This window comes from Tsuneonella amylolytica (assembly GCF_003626915.1).
GTDB lineage: Bacteria > Pseudomonadota > Alphaproteobacteria > Sphingomonadales > Sphingomonadaceae > Tsuneonella > Tsuneonella amylolytica.
The window spans coordinates 446049-463215 of the sequence record NZ_CP032570.1 but is presented as its reverse complement, the minus strand read 5'-3'; the positions used below and the strand labels follow the sequence as shown (position 1 = coordinate 463215).

Genomic DNA, 17167 nt, shown 5'->3' with positions numbered 1-17167 from the left:
CGATGCGCGTCCTCGCGTTCTCGCCCCATCTCGACGATGCGGTGTTCTCCGCCGGTGCGACGCTCGCCGCGCATGCGCTGGGGGGCGATACGGTTCGGGTGGTGACCTGCTTCACCGGTAGCGTCGCGAGCCCGACCGGCTTCGCGCTCGCGTGCCAGCGCGACAAGGGGCTGGAGGCCGAGGCCGACTACATGGCCCTGCGCCGCGCGGAAGACCGTGAGGCATGCGCCGCGATCGGGGCCGAGGCCGCGCATCTGCCGCTGCTCGAAGCGCCGCACCGGGGTTACGATAGCGCGGCGGCACTGTTCGCGGGCGCGCACCCCGGCGACGATATCGCACCGCCCCTGCGCGAGGCGCTGGCGCGCGAGATCGCCGCCTTCGCGCCCGATACGATCTATGCTCCCTTCGGCGTCGGCAATCATGTCGACCACCTCGCCGTCCGCGCTGCGCTGGAAGCGGTCGCGAGCGCGCTTCCGGTCGTCTGGTGGGAGGACTACCCCTACGCCATGCGCGAGGCGGCTGCGCCACGGGGAATCGTGCGCGTGCCCGTTAGCGGCGAGCCGGCCCGGCGCAAACGCACCGCTTTGCTGGCCTATCGCAGCCAGCTCGGCTTCCAGTTCGGCGGCGCAGATGCCGCTGCTGAGGCGCTCGATGGCTGGAAGCACGAAGGCCTCACCCAACATATGTTACTGAATCAAGAGACTTGATGCAGGAACAATAGGGCCGACCCCCGGTTAGGGTTGTTTACCGAGGGGAATATATGCGGATAATGAGCCTCGCCCTCGGCGGATGCCTCAAGGCACCTCCAGTGGCATACGGTCTGACCGAGGATACCGGCGGCCATATCGCCTATGTGCTGGGCGCGGCGCGGGCTTTGTCCGAGCTCGACGGTGTCGAAGCGGTCGAGGTCGTCACCCGGTTGTTCGAAGAACCTGCGCTCGGTCCCGAATACGCCCGCGCGGTCGAGGATCTTTCGCCCACCCTGCGCATCGTGCGAATCGACAGCGGGAACCGCGCCTATCTCGCCAAGGAAGCGCTGGCGCAGGACCGGCCCGCGTTCACCGCCGAGTTGTGCCGCTATCTCGAGCGCCAGCCGCAGCTCCCCGACGTCATTCACGCGCATTTCGCCGACGCCGCCGAAGTCGCGCAAGCGGTGCGCGAACGGTTCGGCATTCCCTTCGTCTACACCGCCCACTCGCTGGGCCGGGACAAGCTCAAGACCGGGCTCGGCGGCGACCTCCTTGCGGCACGGGTTCTGGAGGAAGAGCGCGCGATCGGCGCGGCCGATGCGATCGTCGCGTCCTCGCGCGACGAATGCGAGCGCCAGCTGCCCGATTACCGGTCCGCGGCGCCGGGGCGTATCTTCCGGCTGCGCCCCGGGGTCGATGCCGTGCCCTCGACAGAGGTCGACCGCGATGCCGCAAAGGCACTCATCGCCCCGTTCCTGCGCGATCCCTGCCGCCGCATGGTGCTTGCGATAGCGCGTCCCGTGCACAAGAAGAACCTCGTCGCCCTGGTCGAAGCCTTCGCATCTAGCCCGTCGCTGCGCGCCCGCGCGAATCTCGTGATCCTCGCTGGCTTGCGCGAAGGGCTGGCCGACGGCGGCGAGGAGCAGCGCGCGGTGCTGCACGGGATCGTCGATGCGATCGACCGGCACGACCTCCACGGCCAGGTCGCTTTCCCGCGCCGGCATACGCAGGCCGAGGTCGCGGGCCTCTACGATCTTGCTCGCGAAAGCGGCGGCGTGTTCGTCAATCCCGCGCTCAACGAACCCTATGGCCTGACGCTTGTCGAGGCCGCGATGCATGGGCTGCCGGTCGTCGCCACCAATTGCGGCGGCCCGCAGGACATCGTCGGCGAGATCGAGCACGGTTTGCTCGTCGATCCCCGTTCCCCCGCCGCCATCGCCCGCGCCATCGAGGACGTGATAGCGACCCCTGCGCGCTGGCGGGCATTCTCCGCCAACGCCCGGCGCAACGCACCCGCGATGTCGTGGGATGCGTACGCCGCCGGTTTTGCGACTTTGACGAAGCGGCTGACCGACCGGACCGTGGCCCTGCGCCTCGCGACGCCCGCGCGCCTGCTGCTGAGCGACATCGACAACACGCTGACGGGCTGCCCGGACGGCGCGCTGCGGCTCGCGACCTATCTTCGCCGCCACGCTGCGACGACCGCGTTCGGGGTCGCCACCGGCCGCTCGCTCACCGAGGCGCGGCGGCTCCTTCTGGAGTGGAGCCTGCCCGAACCCGACGTCATCGTCTCTTCGGTCGGGACCGAGATCTATTGGCGCGACGGGCGGGACTACCGCCGCGACGAGGACTTCCGGCAAGCGATCGAGAATGCCTGGCGGCCCGAGGCCGCAGGCGCCGCACTGGCCGCCATCCCCGGCCTCGCTCCGCAGGCCGACATCGATCAGCGCCCCTTCAAGCTCAGTTATTTCGCGGACGGACCCGACGTCGCCGCGGCGGTCGAGCGCGCCCTGGAGAGAAACGGTATCGAGGCGCGCGTCGTCTACAGCCACGGCCGCCTGCTCGACGTACTTCCGCCCAACGCCGGCAAGGGCGCGGCGATGCGCCACGTCACGCGGGTGCTCGGCTTGCCGTGCGAGCGGGTGATCGCCGCGGGCGACAGCGGAAACGACGCCGATATGCTCGCCGCCTGCCCCGGCGCGGTCGTGGTGGCGAACCACGACCCAGACCTCGCGCGGATCGCGGAACTCCAGCACGTCTACCGCGCCAGCCGCGCCCATGCCGCAGGCGTGCTGGAAGGGCTGCTGTGGCACGCCCGGCGCGGCTCGGCGAAGCGGGTGCTCGATGCAGCAGCCTGACGCCAGCGGCACGGCGGGGCGGCGGCCCGTCGGCGTCTTCGTCCACCACCAGGGGCGCGGCCATGCCGAACGGATCGCCGCGCTCGCGAACGCGATGCCGCCGACCCGGCCAGTCGTGCTGTTCGCAGCCCGCGACGACATCTTCCCGCCCTTGGCCGATCATGTCTCGGTCGTCCGCATCCCCTCGCTGTTCGAAGGGGAGGGCGCCGAGGAACCCTTCCTCGCTGCGCAGCCGACCCCGCCGACACTGCACTGCGCGCCGCTCGGCTGGCCGACCATTACGCAGGCGATCGCCACGTTGACGGACTGGTTCGCGAAGGCGCGCCCCGCGCTGTTCGTGACCGACGTGTCGGCGGAACTCGGCCAGCTTGCCCGCATTGCCTCGATACCGCACGTTGCGGTCGTCCAGCACGGCGATCGTGGCGATCCCGGCCATATGGCATCCTACGAAGCGGCCGTCGGTCTCCTCGCCCCCTTCGACGAGAGGCTGGAGCAGCCGGACCGGCCCGAGCATCTGCGGCGCAAGACGCATTACTGCGGCGGCATCGGCATCGACGCCGCCCCGCGGGACCGCGAGGCCGCGCGGCGCAAGCTCGGCATTCCCCCATCGCGCGATGTCGTGTTGGTGCTGGCCGGCGGCGGCGGGCAGGGCACACCGACCGCGCCGCTGACGCTGGGTGCACGGGCGGAGCCCGGTACGCAATGGGTCGTCATCGGCAAGACGTTTTCCGAATGGCACGAAACCCCGCCGGGCAATCTCGAGCTGCGCGGCTGGGTGGACGACGCCGACGACTGGATCGCCGCCGCTGACCGCATCGTGTCGAGCTGCGGCAACACCACGGTCCACCAGGTGCTGGCTACCGGCAAGCCGTGGATCGCCGTGCCCGAGTGGCGCTATTTCGCCGAGCAGCAGCGCAAGGCCGAGGCGCTCGCCGCCGCGGGCGTGTGCGCCTTCGCACCGGTCTGGCCGTCCCATGCGGACGAATGGGCGCGCCTGTGGGCCGAAGCGGCGCGGGTCGATCCTGCGCTCGGCCCCGGCTTCGCCGATCCCCATGCGGCCGAGGGCGCGGCGCTGTGGCTCGAGAACCTTGCACGCAAATGCTGCGGCGAACCCGCGGCGGAAGAACACGGAATCATCGCGGCATGAACATATCGGTCTGCACCCTGGCGCACGGGCGCGCCGGACATCTCGTCAACCTCGTGCGCGGTCTTGCCGGCAGTGCATGGCAGCCGGCGGAACTCGTGGTGACCGTCTTGCAGGACGACCTGTACGATCTTCCCGAAACCGATTTTCCCATCCGGCAGATCCACCGTCCGGGCGAGGGGCTGTCGCTCGCCGCCGCGCGCAACGCCGCCGCGCGCGCCGCGACCGGCGACCTGCTGGTGTTTCTCGACGTCGATTGCATACCGCACCCTGCACTCGTGGGTGACTACGCTTGGGTCGCGGGGCAGGAGGACGGCGTCTTCATGGGCGAGGTCGCCTACCTGCCGAAGGATGCGCCGCTCGACACCTTCGATTTCCGGGCGCTTGACGAACTCGGCGTCCAGCATTCGGAACGCGCCGGCCCGCCGGAGGACGTGCTCGGCCGCTGCCGCGACTATCGCTGCTTCTGGTCGCTCAATTTCGCTATGACCGCCGATGCGTTCGCGCGGTCGGGCGGTTTCGACGAGGGATACGTGGGCTACGGCGGGGAGGATACCGACTTCGGCCGGGTCTGCTCAGAGAAGGGGCTGCCGCTGTGGTGGGTGCGCGGGGCCAAGGCCTATCACCAATACCACCCCCACCACATGCCGCCGGTGCATCACGTCGACAGCGTCATCGCCAATGCCGAATACTTCGCATCGAAATGGGGCGAGCCGACGATGCAGCACTGGCTGCGTGCGTTTCGCCTGATGGGGCTGGCCGAACCCGTGGATGGCCGCTGGACCCGCCTGCGCGAGGTGACCGAGGCCGACCGCGCCCTGACGCGTCAGCAGGAAGACCAGCCGTACGCCTCGACCCGCGTCGTACTCGAGCAGCTCGAAAGCGAGGCCGCGCCAGTCGGATGAACCGTCCACAGCCAACCGGAACCGCCGGTTTGAGCTGATAATTGATAACTGTATGCCGGGGGGCATCGGGTAGGAGCAGACTCATGACGAGCCCCGACACCATGGTGGAGACAGTCTGCCCCAAGACCTGGATGTTCCTGAAGGGTCGCGCCCGGCATGCCTTGTCCCCGGAAGAGCGGGCAACGATCGAGAATATGATCGGCGATGTCGAGCGGCTGGATCATAACCATACGATACTGAAGGCCGGCACGCTGGCGAGCCGCAGCACCATCCTTCTCGAAGGATGGATTGCCCGCATGGTTTGGCGCGATGGACGCCGACACATCGTTTCGCTCCAAGTGCCGGGCGATTTCGTGGACCTTCATGCCTTCGCCCTCAAGCGTGTGGATCACGATGTCGTCGCGATCGGACCGGCAAAGGTGGGATATGTCGCCCATGACAAACTGGAGGAGGTGATCGCCCGCCAGCCCCATATCGGGCGGTTGCTGTGGTTCGCGTCCGCCTTGGAAGCGGCAATCCATCGCGAATGGATCCTCACGATGGAACACCTCGCCCTCGACGGGCGGTTCGCTCATTTCCTTTGCGAGATGTGGCACCGGCTCAATTTCGTCGGCCTGGCCGAGGAGGACGGTTATGCCATGCCGCTCACCCAGGTCGAGATGGCCGACGCCTGCGGGACGACGCCCGTCCATCTCAACCGCATCGTGCGTCAGTTGCGTGAGGCCGAGATCGTCACCCTGTCGCGCGGAAGGGTGACGATCCACGACCGGGCCCGGCTGGAAGACACAGCGAAGTTCGATCCCCGCTACCTTTACGGGGAGGGGCCGCTCAAGCTGGGCGACGAACTGACGCGGGAGTAAGGCTCACGGCCTTCTCGCGCACGGCGCGCAACGGATGGCGGACTATCGGAGTAAAGGGGGCTGTCTTGCCGCCCGCCAGGTAGCCGAGCCGGTCGTAAGCCGCATCGCTCGCCCGCGCCGCGTCGGCGTATGCCGCATTACCGTCCTCTACGACCTCCGTCGCCGGTACCGGATCGAGATCGAGGAAGGCGAACAGCGCGGCCAGCGTGCGGTCGGGATCGGCGACGAGATCCTCGTACCGTACCACTGCGGCCGCATGGAGGTGCTCGACATCGCCGAGGATCGTTTCGTGCGCGGCGCGCCAGTGGGCAGGAAAATCGGCGTCGGCCCCGATGCCCCATTTGCGCATCGCCTGGTCGACGAAGGCCGGGTGCCGGGTCACGATGACGAACTGCGCCAGCGGGTAGAGCGACTGGAGCAGCCGGGTGCGGGTGCAGTTGACCGGCGACTTCTCCACGCGCCACGGCGTGTCTTGCGGAAACCACGGGGCCCAGTCGGCCTCCAGCCGCTCGCGGGTGGCGAGCGTGTCGAGGGGGTGCCCCTCGGTCATGTGCTGCGCCGGATCGGTCGCGAAGTGGGCGGGCACGCCGTGGCGGGCGGTGTGCGGGATCGCGCCCTGGAGGTAGCACCCTTCGTTTTCGGGCACCGGCGCACCTTCGATGGCACCGATCGCCGGATGGGCGGCGAGCAGACGCGCAAGCAGGCTCGTGCCCGAGCGATGCAGGCCGCCGACGAACACGTAGCGATGCGGGGGCGGCACGGTCACGCGACCGGCTCCGGAGCCAGGGCCGTAGCGCGCTTGGCACGGTCGTAAAGCCGTTCGTACCCGGCGATCATCGTGGGGATGGAAAAGAGATCGAGCGCCCGCTGCCGTGCCGCGCCGGGATCGAGCGTGACGCCCGCGCGCATCGCGGCCGCCAGCGCGTCGATGTCGCCCGGCGGCACGAGGATACCGGCCGGGCCGACCACCTCGGCCATCGCACCGTTGGCGTAGGCGATCACGGGCACGTCGCACGACAGCGCTTCTGCGGCGACGAGGCCGAACGGTTCGGGCCACATCGGCGTCACCACGCAGGCCGCCGCGCCCGCGATCGCCTCGCGCAGAGCCTCGGCGGACAGGTGGCCGAGATAGCGGCGGCGCTCGTCGAGTAACGGCTCGACCTCGGCGGCGAAGTAGGCGGCATCCTCGATCGTACCCACGATATCGAGCGCGACATCCGCCCGGCGCGCGGCCTCGAGCGCATGGTCCGTACCCTTGTTCGCGGTGATCCGGCCCGACCACACCAGCCGCTCGCCGCGCTCGGCGGGGGACCACCACGCGGTGTCGATGCCGTTGTGGACGACCGACAGGTTCGCGGGCGCTTCGTCGAACCACAGCGGCACCTGGCTGGCCGAGGTGACGCTCACTTGCGCCCGCGCATCGCCGGCCGCGGCGATGACCGCGTCGTGCATCCGGCCGAACGGGGGCACGTGCTGGGAGGTCAGCATCGGTACGCCGTCGCTCCGCGCCCATTCGATCAGCGCAGGAAACAGCGTGTTGTTGTGGACGACGTCGAACTCGCCGTCACCGATCGCGTCCCATGCCCTCGCGTAGGCGGAGCGCTGCCAGTCGTTGAGTTCGGGGGTGCCGTGCCAATCGTGCCAGGGGAGTACGTCCTCGTAGGGTGCCTCGCAGATCGTGCGGACCTCGCCGGCGCAGCCGCTCCCCGGTGCGGCGAACAGTATCACCTCGTGCCCGCGCTCCACCAACCCGGCGCATAACGTCGCGCAATGCGCTTCCATCCCCCCTTTGAACGGAGGCGCGACGGGATGGCGCAAATGGGCGATCACGGCGATGCGCAAGAGAGGGCTCCGGTCCGGCTTGTGGGAGGGTAATCTCCGCGGCCATGCCGCACCCTGGTCGCTACATCAACGCGCTTGCGCTGGAGGCAACCTTCATTGTGCGTGCCACGGGTCACGCGCGCGGAACGCAAGATGCGCGTCGAAGGTTCGTACAGCACAATCGGACAAGGACGACCAACAGGGTGCGCGACAGGAAAACGGCCGGGCAGGCGAAGGCGATATTCAACCCGGCGCATGTCGCCGCGGTGCTGGCCGAGCGGCTGGCGACGGGCGACGTCGTCCACGCCGCGAAGGACGATACCGAGGCCCGCGCCATCGCCGGCCTGCTGCGCGCCTTTGCGCCCGCCGCCCACGTCGTCACTATGCCGGCGACCGACGTCCTTCCCGGTGAAACGACGCCCGCTTCGGCGACCAACATCGGTTCGCGCATTTCCGCGCTGCGCTCGCTGGCCGAGGCGCAAGACGGCACGAAGCGCCCGCCCATCGCGCTCGTCACCACCGGCGAGGCGCTGGCGTACTCCTACGCCGATCCAAAAGCCTACGCCGCGCTCCCCCCACGGATCGAGGCGGGGCAGGCGGTGGATCTTGCTACGCTTGCCGAGGAACTCGTCGCGGTCGGTTACGTCATGGACGAGCGAGTGGACGAGCCGGGCGAGGTCGGCGTTCACGAAAAGGTCCTCAACGTCTTTCCCGTCGACGGCGACCTGCCCTTCCGGATCGAGGCGAAGGACGGCATCGTCGCCGGCATCCGCACCTACGACCCCCTCGACCAGCGGACCGTCGCCGAACTCGAAACTTGCGAAATCGGGCGCGCTTGCGAGCCCGACGTGCCGGCCCGCGGCGTCTCGCTGCTCGATCACCTCCCCGGCGCGGCGCTGTCGCTTCCGGCGAAGGCGGACCGCCGCCGCCAGTCCGTCCGCGCGCTGGCGGAGGACACGGTGGGCAAGGCGGGATGCAAGACGCTCCTGTCTGAAAAGCGATGGAACGGCGCGCTGGAGGAAGCCCATCGCATCGAACTGCCCGCCGCCGGCGAACCGGTCCCGCGTTTCGTGGAAAGCGCCGATGCGGCCGAGGCGGCCGAAGCATTCCTGCGTGCCGAAACCGGCGCCGGCAACCGGATCGCGATCCTTGCCGGGAACCGCGACCTGCGCTTCATCGCCGCGCGCCTACCATCCGGCATCGGCCGCGTCGCGACCGCCGGTTCCTGGGCGGAGCTCGAAAAGTCGAAGGCGAAAGTCACCCTGCTTGCCGCACCCGCCGAGCGCGGCTTCCGCATGGACGGCCTCGTCGCGGTCGCCGGAGCGGATCTTCTGGGAGGACGGGCCGAGCGGATCGATGCCGAAAGCGCGGCCAACCCCCATGCCGATCTTCTCGGGCTGTCGGACATTCACATCGGCGATGTCGTGGTGCACGAGGATCACGGTCTCGGACGCGTCCTCGGCATCGAGCCCATGCCCGACCTGGACGGGATGGGTACGGGCGGCGGCGACGCGGTCAAGCTCGCCTTCGCCAAGGACACCGTGCGGCTGGTCCCCGTATTCGACCTAGACCGCGTCTGGCGGTACGGTGCCGATGCGGACGGTGTCGCGCTCGATACGCTGAACGGCACGAGCTGGACGAAACGCCGCGCCGCCATCCAACACGAGATGGAGGACGCCGCCGGGAAGCTCGTCGCGCTTGCGGAGGAACGCGCCGGGCAGACCGCCCCCGTCCTCGAACCCGAGACCGACGCCTACGAACGGTTCTGCGCGCGATTTCCGTTTTCCGAAACCGCCGACCAGCACCGCGCGATCGAGGCGGTGCTCGGGGATCTCGCATCGGGCAGGCCGATGGACCGGCTCATCGTGGGCGATGTCGGTTACGGCAAGACCGAGGTCGCCCTGCGCGCCGCCGCCGCCGCGGCGCTTGCGGGCAGCCAGGTTGCGCTTGCCGCGCCGACCAGCGTGCTCGCGCGCCAGCATTACGAGACGTTCCAGCAGCGCTTCGCCAAGAGCGGGGTCGAGGTCGCGATGCTGTCGCGCCTGACCAGCGCAGCCGACAAGAAGCGCGTCCTCGCCGGCCTCAAGGACGGGTCGATCGGCATCGTCGTCGGCACCAGCGCGGTTGCCGGCAAGGCGGTGGAGTATGCCGATCTCGCGCTCGTGGTGATCGACGAGGAGCAGCGCTTCGGAAAGGCGGACAAGGACCGCCTGCGCGACCTGTCGGCGGGCCACCTGCTGTCGCTGTCGGCCACCCCGATCCCGCGCACGCTCCAGTCCGCCCTGCTCGGCATCCAAGACTTGTCGATCCTCGCGACGCCACCTGCGCGTCGCCAGCCGATCCGCACCCGCATCGCCGAGTTCGATCCCCAGACCGTGCGCGCGGCGCTAATGCGGGAGAAAGTGCGCCATGGGCAGAGCTTCGTCGTCGTGCCGCGCATCGAGGACCTCCCCCCCATCGCCGATCAGCTCGCCGGGATCGTCCCCGAACTCGAAGTCATTCAGGCCCACGGAAAGCTGCCCGCCGCCGAACTCGAGGACGCGATGGTCCGCTTCGCCGCGGGCGACGGCGACGTGCTGCTGGCCACTAACATCATCGAGGCCGGGCTCGACGTGCCGCGCGCCAACACGATGATCGTGCTCCACGCCGATCGGTTCGGCCTCGCCCAACTTCACCAGCTGCGCGGACGGGTCGGGCGCGGGCGCCGGCGCGGCAGCATCATGCTGGCGACCGAGCCGGGGCAAAGCCTGGCCGATCATACGCTGAAGCGGCTCGGGACCCTGTCGGCCTTCGACAGCCTTGGCGCCGGGTTCGCCATCAGCGCGCGCGATCTCGACATGCGCGGGGCGGGCGATCTGGTGGGCGCGGACCAGACCGGGCACATGAAGCTGATCGGTGCCGACCTCTACCGCTTCCTCCTCGAACAATCGGTGCGGACGGTTCGCGGCGAACCGGTGCAGGATCGCTGGGCGCCCGAACTGACGCTCGGCATCCAAGGCTGCCTGCCGGGCGACTGGATCGGCGACGATGACCTGCGCGTCGGCCTCTATGCGCGCGCCGCCCGCATCCAGACGCAAGACGAGCTCAAAGCCCTGCGCGCCGAACTGCGCGACCGGTTCGGCGTACTGCCGTCCGAAGCGCGGGCGTTCCTGCGCGCGGTCCAGCTGCGCATCCTCGCCCGGCGCGCGTCGATCGAGCGGATCGACGCCGGCCCCGCCGCAGTGGCCTTTACCCCGCGCGGCGAGGGCGATGCGCTCGCCGGCGTCGAGGGCGTGACCCGCAGCGGCGACCGGTTCATCCTGGCCGAGGCTATCGACGATCCGATCGCCCGCATCGCGCGAACCGAGACAGTGCTGGCGAGCGTGAAGACGGGACGGGGCCGCTAAACAAGCACTGCGTACCACCCGATATTGCGCAACCGTATAATCCATGTGTAGGTTCGGCCGGTCGGATTGCGCGTTGCAGCCCAGACGCGAAAGGCGCTTGATGAAACCGCAAGATCATTACGCCGCGATCGTGCAATCGTCCGACGATGCGATCGTGGCGAAGGATCTCGACGGTATCGTACTCAGCTGGAACCCGGCGGCGGAGCGCATTTTCGGTTGGTCCAGCGAGGAGATGGTCGGGCAATCGATCCGGCGGCTGCTTCCTGCGGACCGGCAGGACGAAGAGGACCTCATCCTCTCGCGCATCCGTAACGGCGAAAGGATCGCCCTCTCGCTCGCCACCCGGCTGCACAAGGATGGCAGTGAGTTGCCCGTCGTCGTTACCATCTCCCCGGTGCGCGATGCCGAGGGCCGGATCGTGGGCGCCAGCAAGATCGCCCGCGATGCGGGCGAGCGTTTGGACATCGAGCGCCAGCTTCGCGACAGCGAGCATCGCTTTCGCATGCTGGCCGACAACATCTCGCAGCTGGCGTGGATCGCCGAGGCCGACGGCGACATTTTGTGGTACAACCAGCGCTGGTACGATTATACCGGCACCGATCTGGCAGCGATGCGGGGATGGGGCTGGCGGGCGGTCCATCACGCCGATCACCTCGAGCGGGTGGAAGCGAAGTTTCGCAAGTCGCTCGATTCCGGGGAGGAATGGGAAGACCTGTTTCCCCTCAAGAGCTGCGACGGGGAATGGCGCTGGTTCCTGAGCCGGGCCAAGCCGATCCGCGATGCCGACGGTAATATCGTCTGCTGGTTCGGCACCAACACCGACATCACCGAGCAGCGCGAGCAGTCCGAACAGATCAACGTGCTGCTGCGCGAAGTGAACCATCGCAGCAAGAACATGCTGGCCAAGGTACAGGCGCTGGCCCGCAGCTCGATCGCGGGCGATCCGGAACTCGTGAAGCGCTTTGCCGAGCGGGTCGGCAGCCTCGCGGTCAACCAGGACATTCTCGTCCGGCGTGACTGGAAGGAAGTGCCCGTCGAAGAACTGGTGCGCCTGCAGCTCCGCTTCGTGGAGGGCAAGGGCGTCCGGATCAGTCATTCCGGTCCCGGCTGCGCGCTGGTGCCCCGCGCAGCGGAGATCGTCGGGATGGCGCTGCACGAACTTGCCACCAACTCGCTCAAATACGGCGCGCTTTCGGTCCCCGGCGGCTTCGTCGATATTCGCTGGGATTGTCCCGACGGGTTCGAGATGGAATGGCGCGAGAGTGGCGGCCCGCCCGTGCCCCCGCCGTCCCGTCGCGGGTTCGGCAGCCAGCTCATCGAGGACATTCCCCGCCGCGGGCTCGGCGCCGAGGTGACGTACGATTTCGCGGCCGACGGGATCGTCTGGCGGCTGTCGGCGGAACGCGGGGTTATCGCCGACCCGGTGCGCGAAGCGGCCGAGGCGGCCGAATAAGGGGACGTGCGCCCCTTGCACCCCCGCGCTCCGGTCCGCTAGGCTGCGCCGTGTAATGAAACAGCTCTTCCAGCATGCCGCCATCACCGACGGGATCACCGTGCGGGTGGCGGTGAACTTCCTGCCCGAACAGTCCCGCCCGCAGGACGGCAAGTGGTTCTGGGTCTACCACATCCGCATAGAGAACGGCAGCCACGAGCGGGTGCAACTCGTCAGCCGCCACTGGCGCATCACCGACGGCGCGGGCACTGTCAGCGTGATCGACGGGGAGGGCGTGGTCGGCGAACAGCCGGTGCTCGAACCCGGCCAGTCGCACGACTACGTCTCGGGCTGCCCGCTCGGCACCCCGCACGGCACGATGGAGGGGTTCTACACCTTCCGCCGGATGAACGGGCAGGGCGGGCGCACCGGCGGCGAACCGCTGGAGGTGCGCATCCCGTTCTTCCCGCTCGCCGCCCCGGCCGAGGCGAACTGACGAAGGCTGCGCATCGCAGTTGAGCACGGGCGCATCCGGCGCTAGTGGCGCGCTGCAATGAAGCGCACGCACCTTCCCCTGAACGCCCTGCGCGTATTCGACGCGGCGGCGCGGCACCTCAGCTTTACCCGCGCGGCGGACGAGCTGGCGGTGACCCCGGCCGCGGTCGGCCAGCAGATCCGCGCGCTGGAGGATCACCTCGGCACCGTCTTGTTCCGCCGCACGAGCAAGGGGCTGGAGCTCACCGACGAGGCGGTGGCCGGCCTCGAACCCTTGCGCGAAGGGTTCCTGAAGTTCGAGGAGTCCGTACAGAACATGCAGGCCGGTCAGGCCAGCGACCGCTACACCATCGCCGCCCCGCGCGAATTCTGGGCACAGTGGCTCAGCCACCGCCTCGCCGCCTTCGCCGCCGCCAACCCCGGCATCCGTCTGTCGCTGGTCGCCGACGAGAACGCCGACTTCACCGAGAGCAACCTCGACGTCGCGGTGCGGCTGGTCGACGGCCCGGGCGACCTCGAGGGGGTGGAACTCGCGCCCGCGCAGCGCGTCGTCGTCGCCGCGCCCGGCGCGCCCGACCAGTGGATCGCCTGGCCCGGCGCGCCCCTGCCGCAGGGGGCCGAGGGCATGGTCCAGGCCGCCAACCCCGGCCAGGCGCTGTCGAGCGCGATCGCCGGGCTCGGCAAGGCGATGCTCCCCTACCTGCTGGTGGAGGAGGCGATCGAGGCCGGCCGGCTCGAGGTGCTGGAGGGCCCGGACGAGGGGCGCCGCGCCTACTGGCTGGTCGCCCCGCTACCGCAATGGCGCCAGAAGAAAGTGCGCGCGCTCGTCGCCTTCCTCTCCGCCTAGAGGGCGCGCCGATTACCTTTCGTTAACCCGCCACCCCTACAACCCGGGCGAAATCGACCGGGTCGCAATGTGTCATCACATGCCTGGGGTCGGGATAATGTCGAACATCGATGGACGCCAATTCGAACGCCGCGAGGCCGCGCACGCGACCACGTGCCTGTCGAACGGCGGGGTCTGCTCGGTCGCGATCTGCAACATCTCCGAAGGGGGCTGCCTGGTGGAGGGCGAAGACCTGACGCTCCGGCACGGCGCGCGCACGCGCATCCGGATCGAAGGCATCTGCATGATCGAGGGCACGGTCGCGTGGGCGGGGGAAGGGCGCGGCGGCATCGCGTTCGACGAACCGCTGCACGGCGCGGTCGTGCTCCACATCGCCCTGAGCACCAGCGCCCGCCCCGGCGCGGACGACCCGCCGCGCGACCGCTTCGGCCGCATCCTGCCGCCGCCCGCCTATCCCCCGCGCTTCTCCGACATGATCGGCGCCTGACCGCGGGGGCGCGGGCAATCGCCGGCAAGCAGGACCGCGGGGGATGGGCGCGTCAGCGGGCCGCTCCGCCCAGCACCTCGGCCCGGATACGTTCGTAGAACGGGTGGCCCGGCACGATCTCCCGCTCGTCGATGCGCCATGCGGTGCGCCGCTGCATCAGGTAGAGCAGCAACGCATCGCCGCGCCCGGCCCACCCGTCGAAATCCCAGTCCTCGCGCATCGCGCGTTCGAGCGCGCAATCCTCGATCCGCTCCGCCCCCCATCGCAGCGCCGCGTCCCACGCCGCCGCGAACCCCTCGGCCCCGGGCCGCGCGCGCAGCTTGTAGAGCGCCTCCATGCTCTTCCCGATGGAGCGCGCCGCCTGGTTCACGATCCCCGTCGCCGCCAACGTGGCGACGAACCGCCGCTGCCGCTCGGGCGTGATCGAGTTGGAGCGCGGGGCGGGGTGGAGGTAGGGCGCGAACGCGAGTAGCGGATCGTCGTCTTCCGGCTCGGCCCCGACATGCGCAACCGCGGAGGTCGCCTGCCGCGGCGTCTTGCGCTTGGCGACGGTTACCGCCTTTTGCTTACCCTGAACCTGTCGAAGGGGGAGGATGCGGGACGGGGGAGGGGCGGGCGGTGCGGACGGTTTGGGCATGGCCCGCGGGGAGGTTGCAGATTTGGGGCGTGTAGGAAAATTGAATCTTGCGAAATTGCAGGTTCTTTACAAAAATTTCAGTTTGCTCGCTAACGTGATCACATAGGAAAATAAGGGGAGTTGGCATGACCGGCAGCTTACTTGCAGAGCCATATCCAAGTGCAGACGAATGGCGGAAGCTGGTCGAACAGTTTTCATCGGAGGGGATCGCTCACAAGCTGTTGCTTGCTCAAGTACCATACGTCTTCAAGGATGAGCCGCTAAAGTTTGCTCTTTTTCGAAAGACAATCGCCGACGCCTTTTCCGTTGATCCAAGTAATGTATTTATAGTCGGAAGCGCGATGGCGGGGCGCAGTTTGAAAGGGTCAGATATTGATAAAGAGTACTCGACGGATAGCGATATCGACACTCTCGTTATATCAGAACCGCTTTTTACGAGCTATGTGATGAAATCATTAAGCTGGGTGAAGCAAATCACGAAGCCGGATTTTAGCAAGACACCCCCGAAGTCTAAAGATATTCCGGCAAATAACGCCCGATATATCGGAATGCTTGCTGATAATGCTGAAAAAGGTATTTGGCGACCGGATAGCTTACCCAATGATGTACCCGCCCGCATTGATTTTTTTCAACGATTCGCCGAAGTCTCGTTAAAGACATTGGGATTGCAACTTTCCGAAGATACGGTCGCGAAAGTCAATGGTCGTGTAGCGCGATCATATGATGATGCGGTTCGTAATTTGTCCGCCAGTATCCACAGGTTACGGAATGAATTTCGTGGTGAGAAACCCGAGGGGGTTCTTGACCCCGTTCTTGATCCGAATACGGATGTTGCGAAAGCGATTTCTGGATAGGCGATCAGACTGAATCGAGGCGGTGCATGAGCGATGTGGTATACACGACGGTTCCTGGGAAAATCCCGATGCTGTTGTCAAAGGTTAAGCAGACGGGGGTCCCGCCAAAGGTTACTCACGCTTGGCTAAAGACCATAGGTTTTACGTCGAGCAATGACGGCTCTCTAGTGGGCGTATTAAGAGTTGCGGGATTGGTCGATTCTACGGGCTTGCCCACGGAAAGATGGTCTCAATTTCGTGGGGGTCGAGGGAAAGAAGCTTTGGGAGAAGGAATACGTCAAGGATACTCCGAACTCTTCGCGGTCTATCCCGACGCACATCTGCGATCGAGCACAGAACTTGAGCACGTTTTTAGCTCGAGTTCCAAAGCAGGAAAGCAGGCCATTCAGAAAGCGGTATCGACTTTCAAAAACTTAGTCGCGGAAGCTGAATTCTCCGCCGGGGCGGCAGACGGTGAAACTCATTTTGAATCACAGACACTGCATGCTCCCGTCGTGACTCCAAGAGCAGCGGAGAAATCCGGTAACAATTCGGGGGGGCCGTCACTCCATATTGATGTGCAAGTTCACATATCCTCAGAAGCGTCCGCTGACCAAATCGACCAAGTTTTCGCGAGCATGGCGAAGCATCTGTACGGCAGAGATTGATGTGGACCAGTTCTCGCGAAACGCCGCGCGTGCCGCTCAGGCGATCCAACATGAAATTGCAACGGCTTTGGGTCCTCCCGAAGAGGGAAGGCAGGCGGGCAACATCAACGCCATCGTTCCATCTATCCTCTTCCGACAAAGTCGCGGATATCTCGTAAAAATCGCGAATCAAGCAAACGGCGCATATTCTTCAGGTTGGTACGATGCTGCTGCGGTGATGATACGCCGATTGCTTGAAACACTTATTATCGAAGCCTTTGAGAAAAATGGGCGAGCTTCGGAAATACAAAATGCAGATGGAGATTTCTATTATTTGAGGGATTTAGTCGCTCAAACTATTGTCTCGTCGGCATGGAACTTGAGCAGAAACACGAAGCGAGCTCTTCCAAAGTTAAAAGATGTCGGTGACAAGTCCGCTCATAGTCGACGATTCAATGCCGTCAAAAATGATCTTGAGTCAATTCGTGGTGATTTGCGCGTTGTCGTCGAGGAATTGCTCTCCCTAGCGGGTATGCGATAAGCGGATGTGTCATCTCACGCCAATAACAGTCAACCTTGACCCCCTTTCCGAATCCCCGTAAGGGCGCCCCCATCCAAGGGCAGCTTCGCTTCCCTCGGGTAGATAGAGCTGAACATTGCCGGTTGAGTCCCGGGGCCCGACGCCAAGCGTGAGGGCTCTTTTCTATTGGGGCCTGATCGCCTTGCCGAGAGCGATCCCAGCGTGCGCTGGGATGACGGTTGGGGCGCAAAAGGTCGGGGCGGCCGTCAAAGTAACCCGGTGTCCTTGGGCTCGGGTGGAGTGATTTCGGCTTCATCGTCGTTCCG

The 17167-nt window shown here is 66.8% G+C and carries 16 protein-coding genes; 13 read left to right on the top strand and 3 right to left on the bottom strand.

Annotated elements, in window-relative coordinates; translation table 11 throughout:
• Positions 1 to 2 precede the first annotated feature (2 nt).
• The 5 genes from D4766_RS02290 to D4766_RS02270 all read left to right on the top strand — a co-directional run bounded on the left by D4766_RS02290 (position 3) and on the right by D4766_RS02270 (position 5736).
• The gene (locus D4766_RS02290; RefSeq protein ID WP_120715989.1) at positions 3 to 707 is read left to right on the top strand and encodes a PIG-L deacetylase family protein; all 705 of its coding nucleotides are present in this window, start codon (positions 3 to 5) and stop codon (positions 705 to 707) included.
• Positions 708 to 769: 62 nt separating this feature from the next.
• A complete protein-coding gene (locus D4766_RS02285) occupies positions 770 to 2827 on the top strand; it encodes an HAD-IIB family hydrolase (protein WP_162935626.1) in 2058 nt (685 codons plus the stop codon).
• Positions 2814 to 3974: a glycosyltransferase family protein gene (locus D4766_RS02280; protein ID WP_120715987.1), complete on the top strand. Its 1161-nt coding sequence runs from the start codon at positions 2814 to 2816 to the stop codon at positions 3972 to 3974. Before D4766_RS02285 ends, D4766_RS02280 begins: the two co-directional genes overlap by 14 nt.
• Positions 3971 to 4876, top strand: a complete 906-nt coding sequence (locus D4766_RS02275) for a glycosyltransferase family 2 protein (RefSeq protein ID WP_120715986.1) — start codon at positions 3971 to 3973, stop codon at positions 4874 to 4876. Before D4766_RS02280 ends, D4766_RS02275 begins: the two co-directional genes overlap by 4 nt.
• Positions 4877 to 4959: 83 nt before the next feature.
• Positions 4960 to 5736, top strand: a complete 777-nt coding sequence (locus D4766_RS02270; protein WP_234024860.1) for a Crp/Fnr family transcriptional regulator — start codon at positions 4960 to 4962, stop codon at positions 5734 to 5736.
• Here D4766_RS02270 and D4766_RS02265 read toward each other — a convergent pair.
• Together D4766_RS02265 and D4766_RS02260 are read right to left on the bottom strand one after the other, a co-directional pair.
• Positions 5705 to 6502, bottom strand: a complete 798-nt coding sequence (locus D4766_RS02265) for a sulfotransferase family protein (protein WP_120715985.1) — start codon at positions 6500 to 6502, stop codon at positions 5705 to 5707. The genes D4766_RS02270 and D4766_RS02265 overlap by 32 nt on opposite strands.
• On the bottom strand, positions 6499 to 7518 hold the full coding sequence (locus D4766_RS02260) for a glycosyltransferase (RefSeq protein WP_120715984.1): 1020 nt from the start codon (positions 7516 to 7518) through the stop codon (positions 6499 to 6501). The genes D4766_RS02265 and D4766_RS02260 overlap by 4 nt, the downstream gene beginning before the upstream one ends.
• A gap of 242 nt (positions 7519 to 7760) precedes the next feature.
• Here D4766_RS02260 and D4766_RS02255 point away from each other — a divergent pair, with 242 nt between their 5' ends.
• The 5 genes from D4766_RS02255 to D4766_RS02235 all read left to right on the top strand — a co-directional run bounded on the left by D4766_RS02255 (position 7761) and on the right by D4766_RS02235 (position 14204).
• Complete coding sequence (locus tag D4766_RS02255) at positions 7761 to 10943, top strand: DEAD/DEAH box helicase (protein WP_234024858.1); 3183 nt, start codon at positions 7761 to 7763, stop codon at positions 10941 to 10943.
• A gap of 100 nt (positions 10944 to 11043) precedes the next feature.
• Entirely contained in the window at positions 11044 to 12396 is a 1353-nt protein-coding gene (locus tag D4766_RS02250) for a PAS domain-containing HWE histidine kinase family protein (RefSeq protein ID WP_120715982.1), read from the top strand.
• A 55-nt stretch (positions 12397 to 12451) separates the two neighbouring features.
• Positions 12452 to 12871, top strand: a complete 420-nt coding sequence (apaG, locus tag D4766_RS02245) for a Co2+/Mg2+ efflux facilitator ApaG/CorD (protein ID WP_120715981.1) — start codon at positions 12452 to 12454, stop codon at positions 12869 to 12871.
• A gap of 57 nt (positions 12872 to 12928) precedes the next feature.
• A complete protein-coding gene (locus D4766_RS02240; RefSeq protein WP_120715980.1) occupies positions 12929 to 13717 on the top strand; it encodes a LysR family transcriptional regulator in 789 nt (262 codons plus the stop codon).
• Between the two features lie 97 nt (positions 13718 to 13814).
• Positions 13815 to 14204, top strand: coding sequence for a PilZ domain-containing protein (locus D4766_RS02235; RefSeq protein ID WP_162935624.1), 390 nt, complete (start codon positions 13815 to 13817; stop codon positions 14202 to 14204).
• A gap of 52 nt (positions 14205 to 14256) precedes the next feature.
• Here the strand turns inward: D4766_RS02235 and D4766_RS02230 are convergent, their stop codons facing one another.
• Positions 14257 to 14841, bottom strand: coding sequence for a hypothetical protein (locus tag D4766_RS02230; protein WP_194955781.1), 585 nt, complete (start codon positions 14839 to 14841; stop codon positions 14257 to 14259).
• Positions 14842 to 14966: 125 nt separating this feature from the next.
• Here D4766_RS02230 and D4766_RS13675 point away from each other — a divergent pair, with 125 nt between their 5' ends.
• Genes D4766_RS13675 through D4766_RS02225 form a run of 3 tightly spaced genes read left to right on the top strand, consistent with a single transcriptional unit; the run spans position 14967 to position 16862 of the window.
• Positions 14967 to 15695, top strand: coding sequence for a hypothetical protein (locus D4766_RS13675; protein ID WP_162935623.1), 729 nt, complete (start codon positions 14967 to 14969; stop codon positions 15693 to 15695).
• A 26-nt stretch (positions 15696 to 15721) separates the two neighbouring features.
• Positions 15722 to 16342: a DUF5343 domain-containing protein gene (locus tag D4766_RS13670; protein WP_199798095.1), complete on the top strand. Its 621-nt coding sequence runs from the start codon at positions 15722 to 15724 to the stop codon at positions 16340 to 16342.
• Between the two features lies 1 nt (position 16343).
• Positions 16344 to 16862, top strand: coding sequence for a DUF4145 domain-containing protein (locus D4766_RS02225; RefSeq protein ID WP_199798094.1), 519 nt, complete (start codon positions 16344 to 16346; stop codon positions 16860 to 16862).
• Positions 16863 to 17167: the final 305 nt, after the last annotated feature.

Bases quoted from the DNA above. Each gene is read 5' to 3' on its own strand.
- apaG (WP_120715981.1), top strand. From the start codon at position 12,452: ATGAAACAGCTCTTCCAGCATGCCGCCATCACCGACGGGATCACCGTG.
- D4766_RS02260 (WP_120715984.1), bottom strand. From the start codon at position 7,518: ATGGAAGCGCATTGCGCGACGTTATGCGCCGGGTTGGTGGAGCGCGGG.
- D4766_RS13675 (WP_162935623.1), top strand. From the start codon at position 14,967: ATGACCGGCAGCTTACTTGCAGAGCCATATCCAAGTGCAGACGAATGG.
- D4766_RS02270 (WP_234024860.1), top strand. From the start codon at position 4,960: ATGACGAGCCCCGACACCATGGTGGAGACAGTCTGCCCCAAGACCTGG.
- D4766_RS02250 (WP_120715982.1), top strand. From the start codon at position 11,044: ATGAAACCGCAAGATCATTACGCCGCGATCGTGCAATCGTCCGACGAT.
- D4766_RS02230 (WP_194955781.1), bottom strand. From the start codon at position 14,841: ATGCCCAAACCGTCCGCACCGCCCGCCCCTCCCCCGTCCCGCATCCTC.
- D4766_RS02240 (WP_120715980.1), top strand. From the start codon at position 12,929: ATGAAGCGCACGCACCTTCCCCTGAACGCCCTGCGCGTATTCGACGCG.
- D4766_RS02290 (WP_120715989.1), top strand. From the start codon at position 3: ATGCGCGTCCTCGCGTTCTCGCCCCATCTCGACGATGCGGTGTTCTCC.
- D4766_RS13670 (WP_199798095.1), top strand. From the start codon at position 15,722: ATGAGCGATGTGGTATACACGACGGTTCCTGGGAAAATCCCGATGCTG.
- D4766_RS02275 (WP_120715986.1), top strand. From the start codon at position 3,971: ATGAACATATCGGTCTGCACCCTGGCGCACGGGCGCGCCGGACATCTC.
- D4766_RS02285 (WP_162935626.1), top strand. From the start codon at position 770: ATGAGCCTCGCCCTCGGCGGATGCCTCAAGGCACCTCCAGTGGCATAC.
- D4766_RS02280 (WP_120715987.1), top strand. From the start codon at position 2,814: ATGCAGCAGCCTGACGCCAGCGGCACGGCGGGGCGGCGGCCCGTCGGC.
- D4766_RS02235 (WP_162935624.1), top strand. From the start codon at position 13,815: ATGTCGAACATCGATGGACGCCAATTCGAACGCCGCGAGGCCGCGCAC.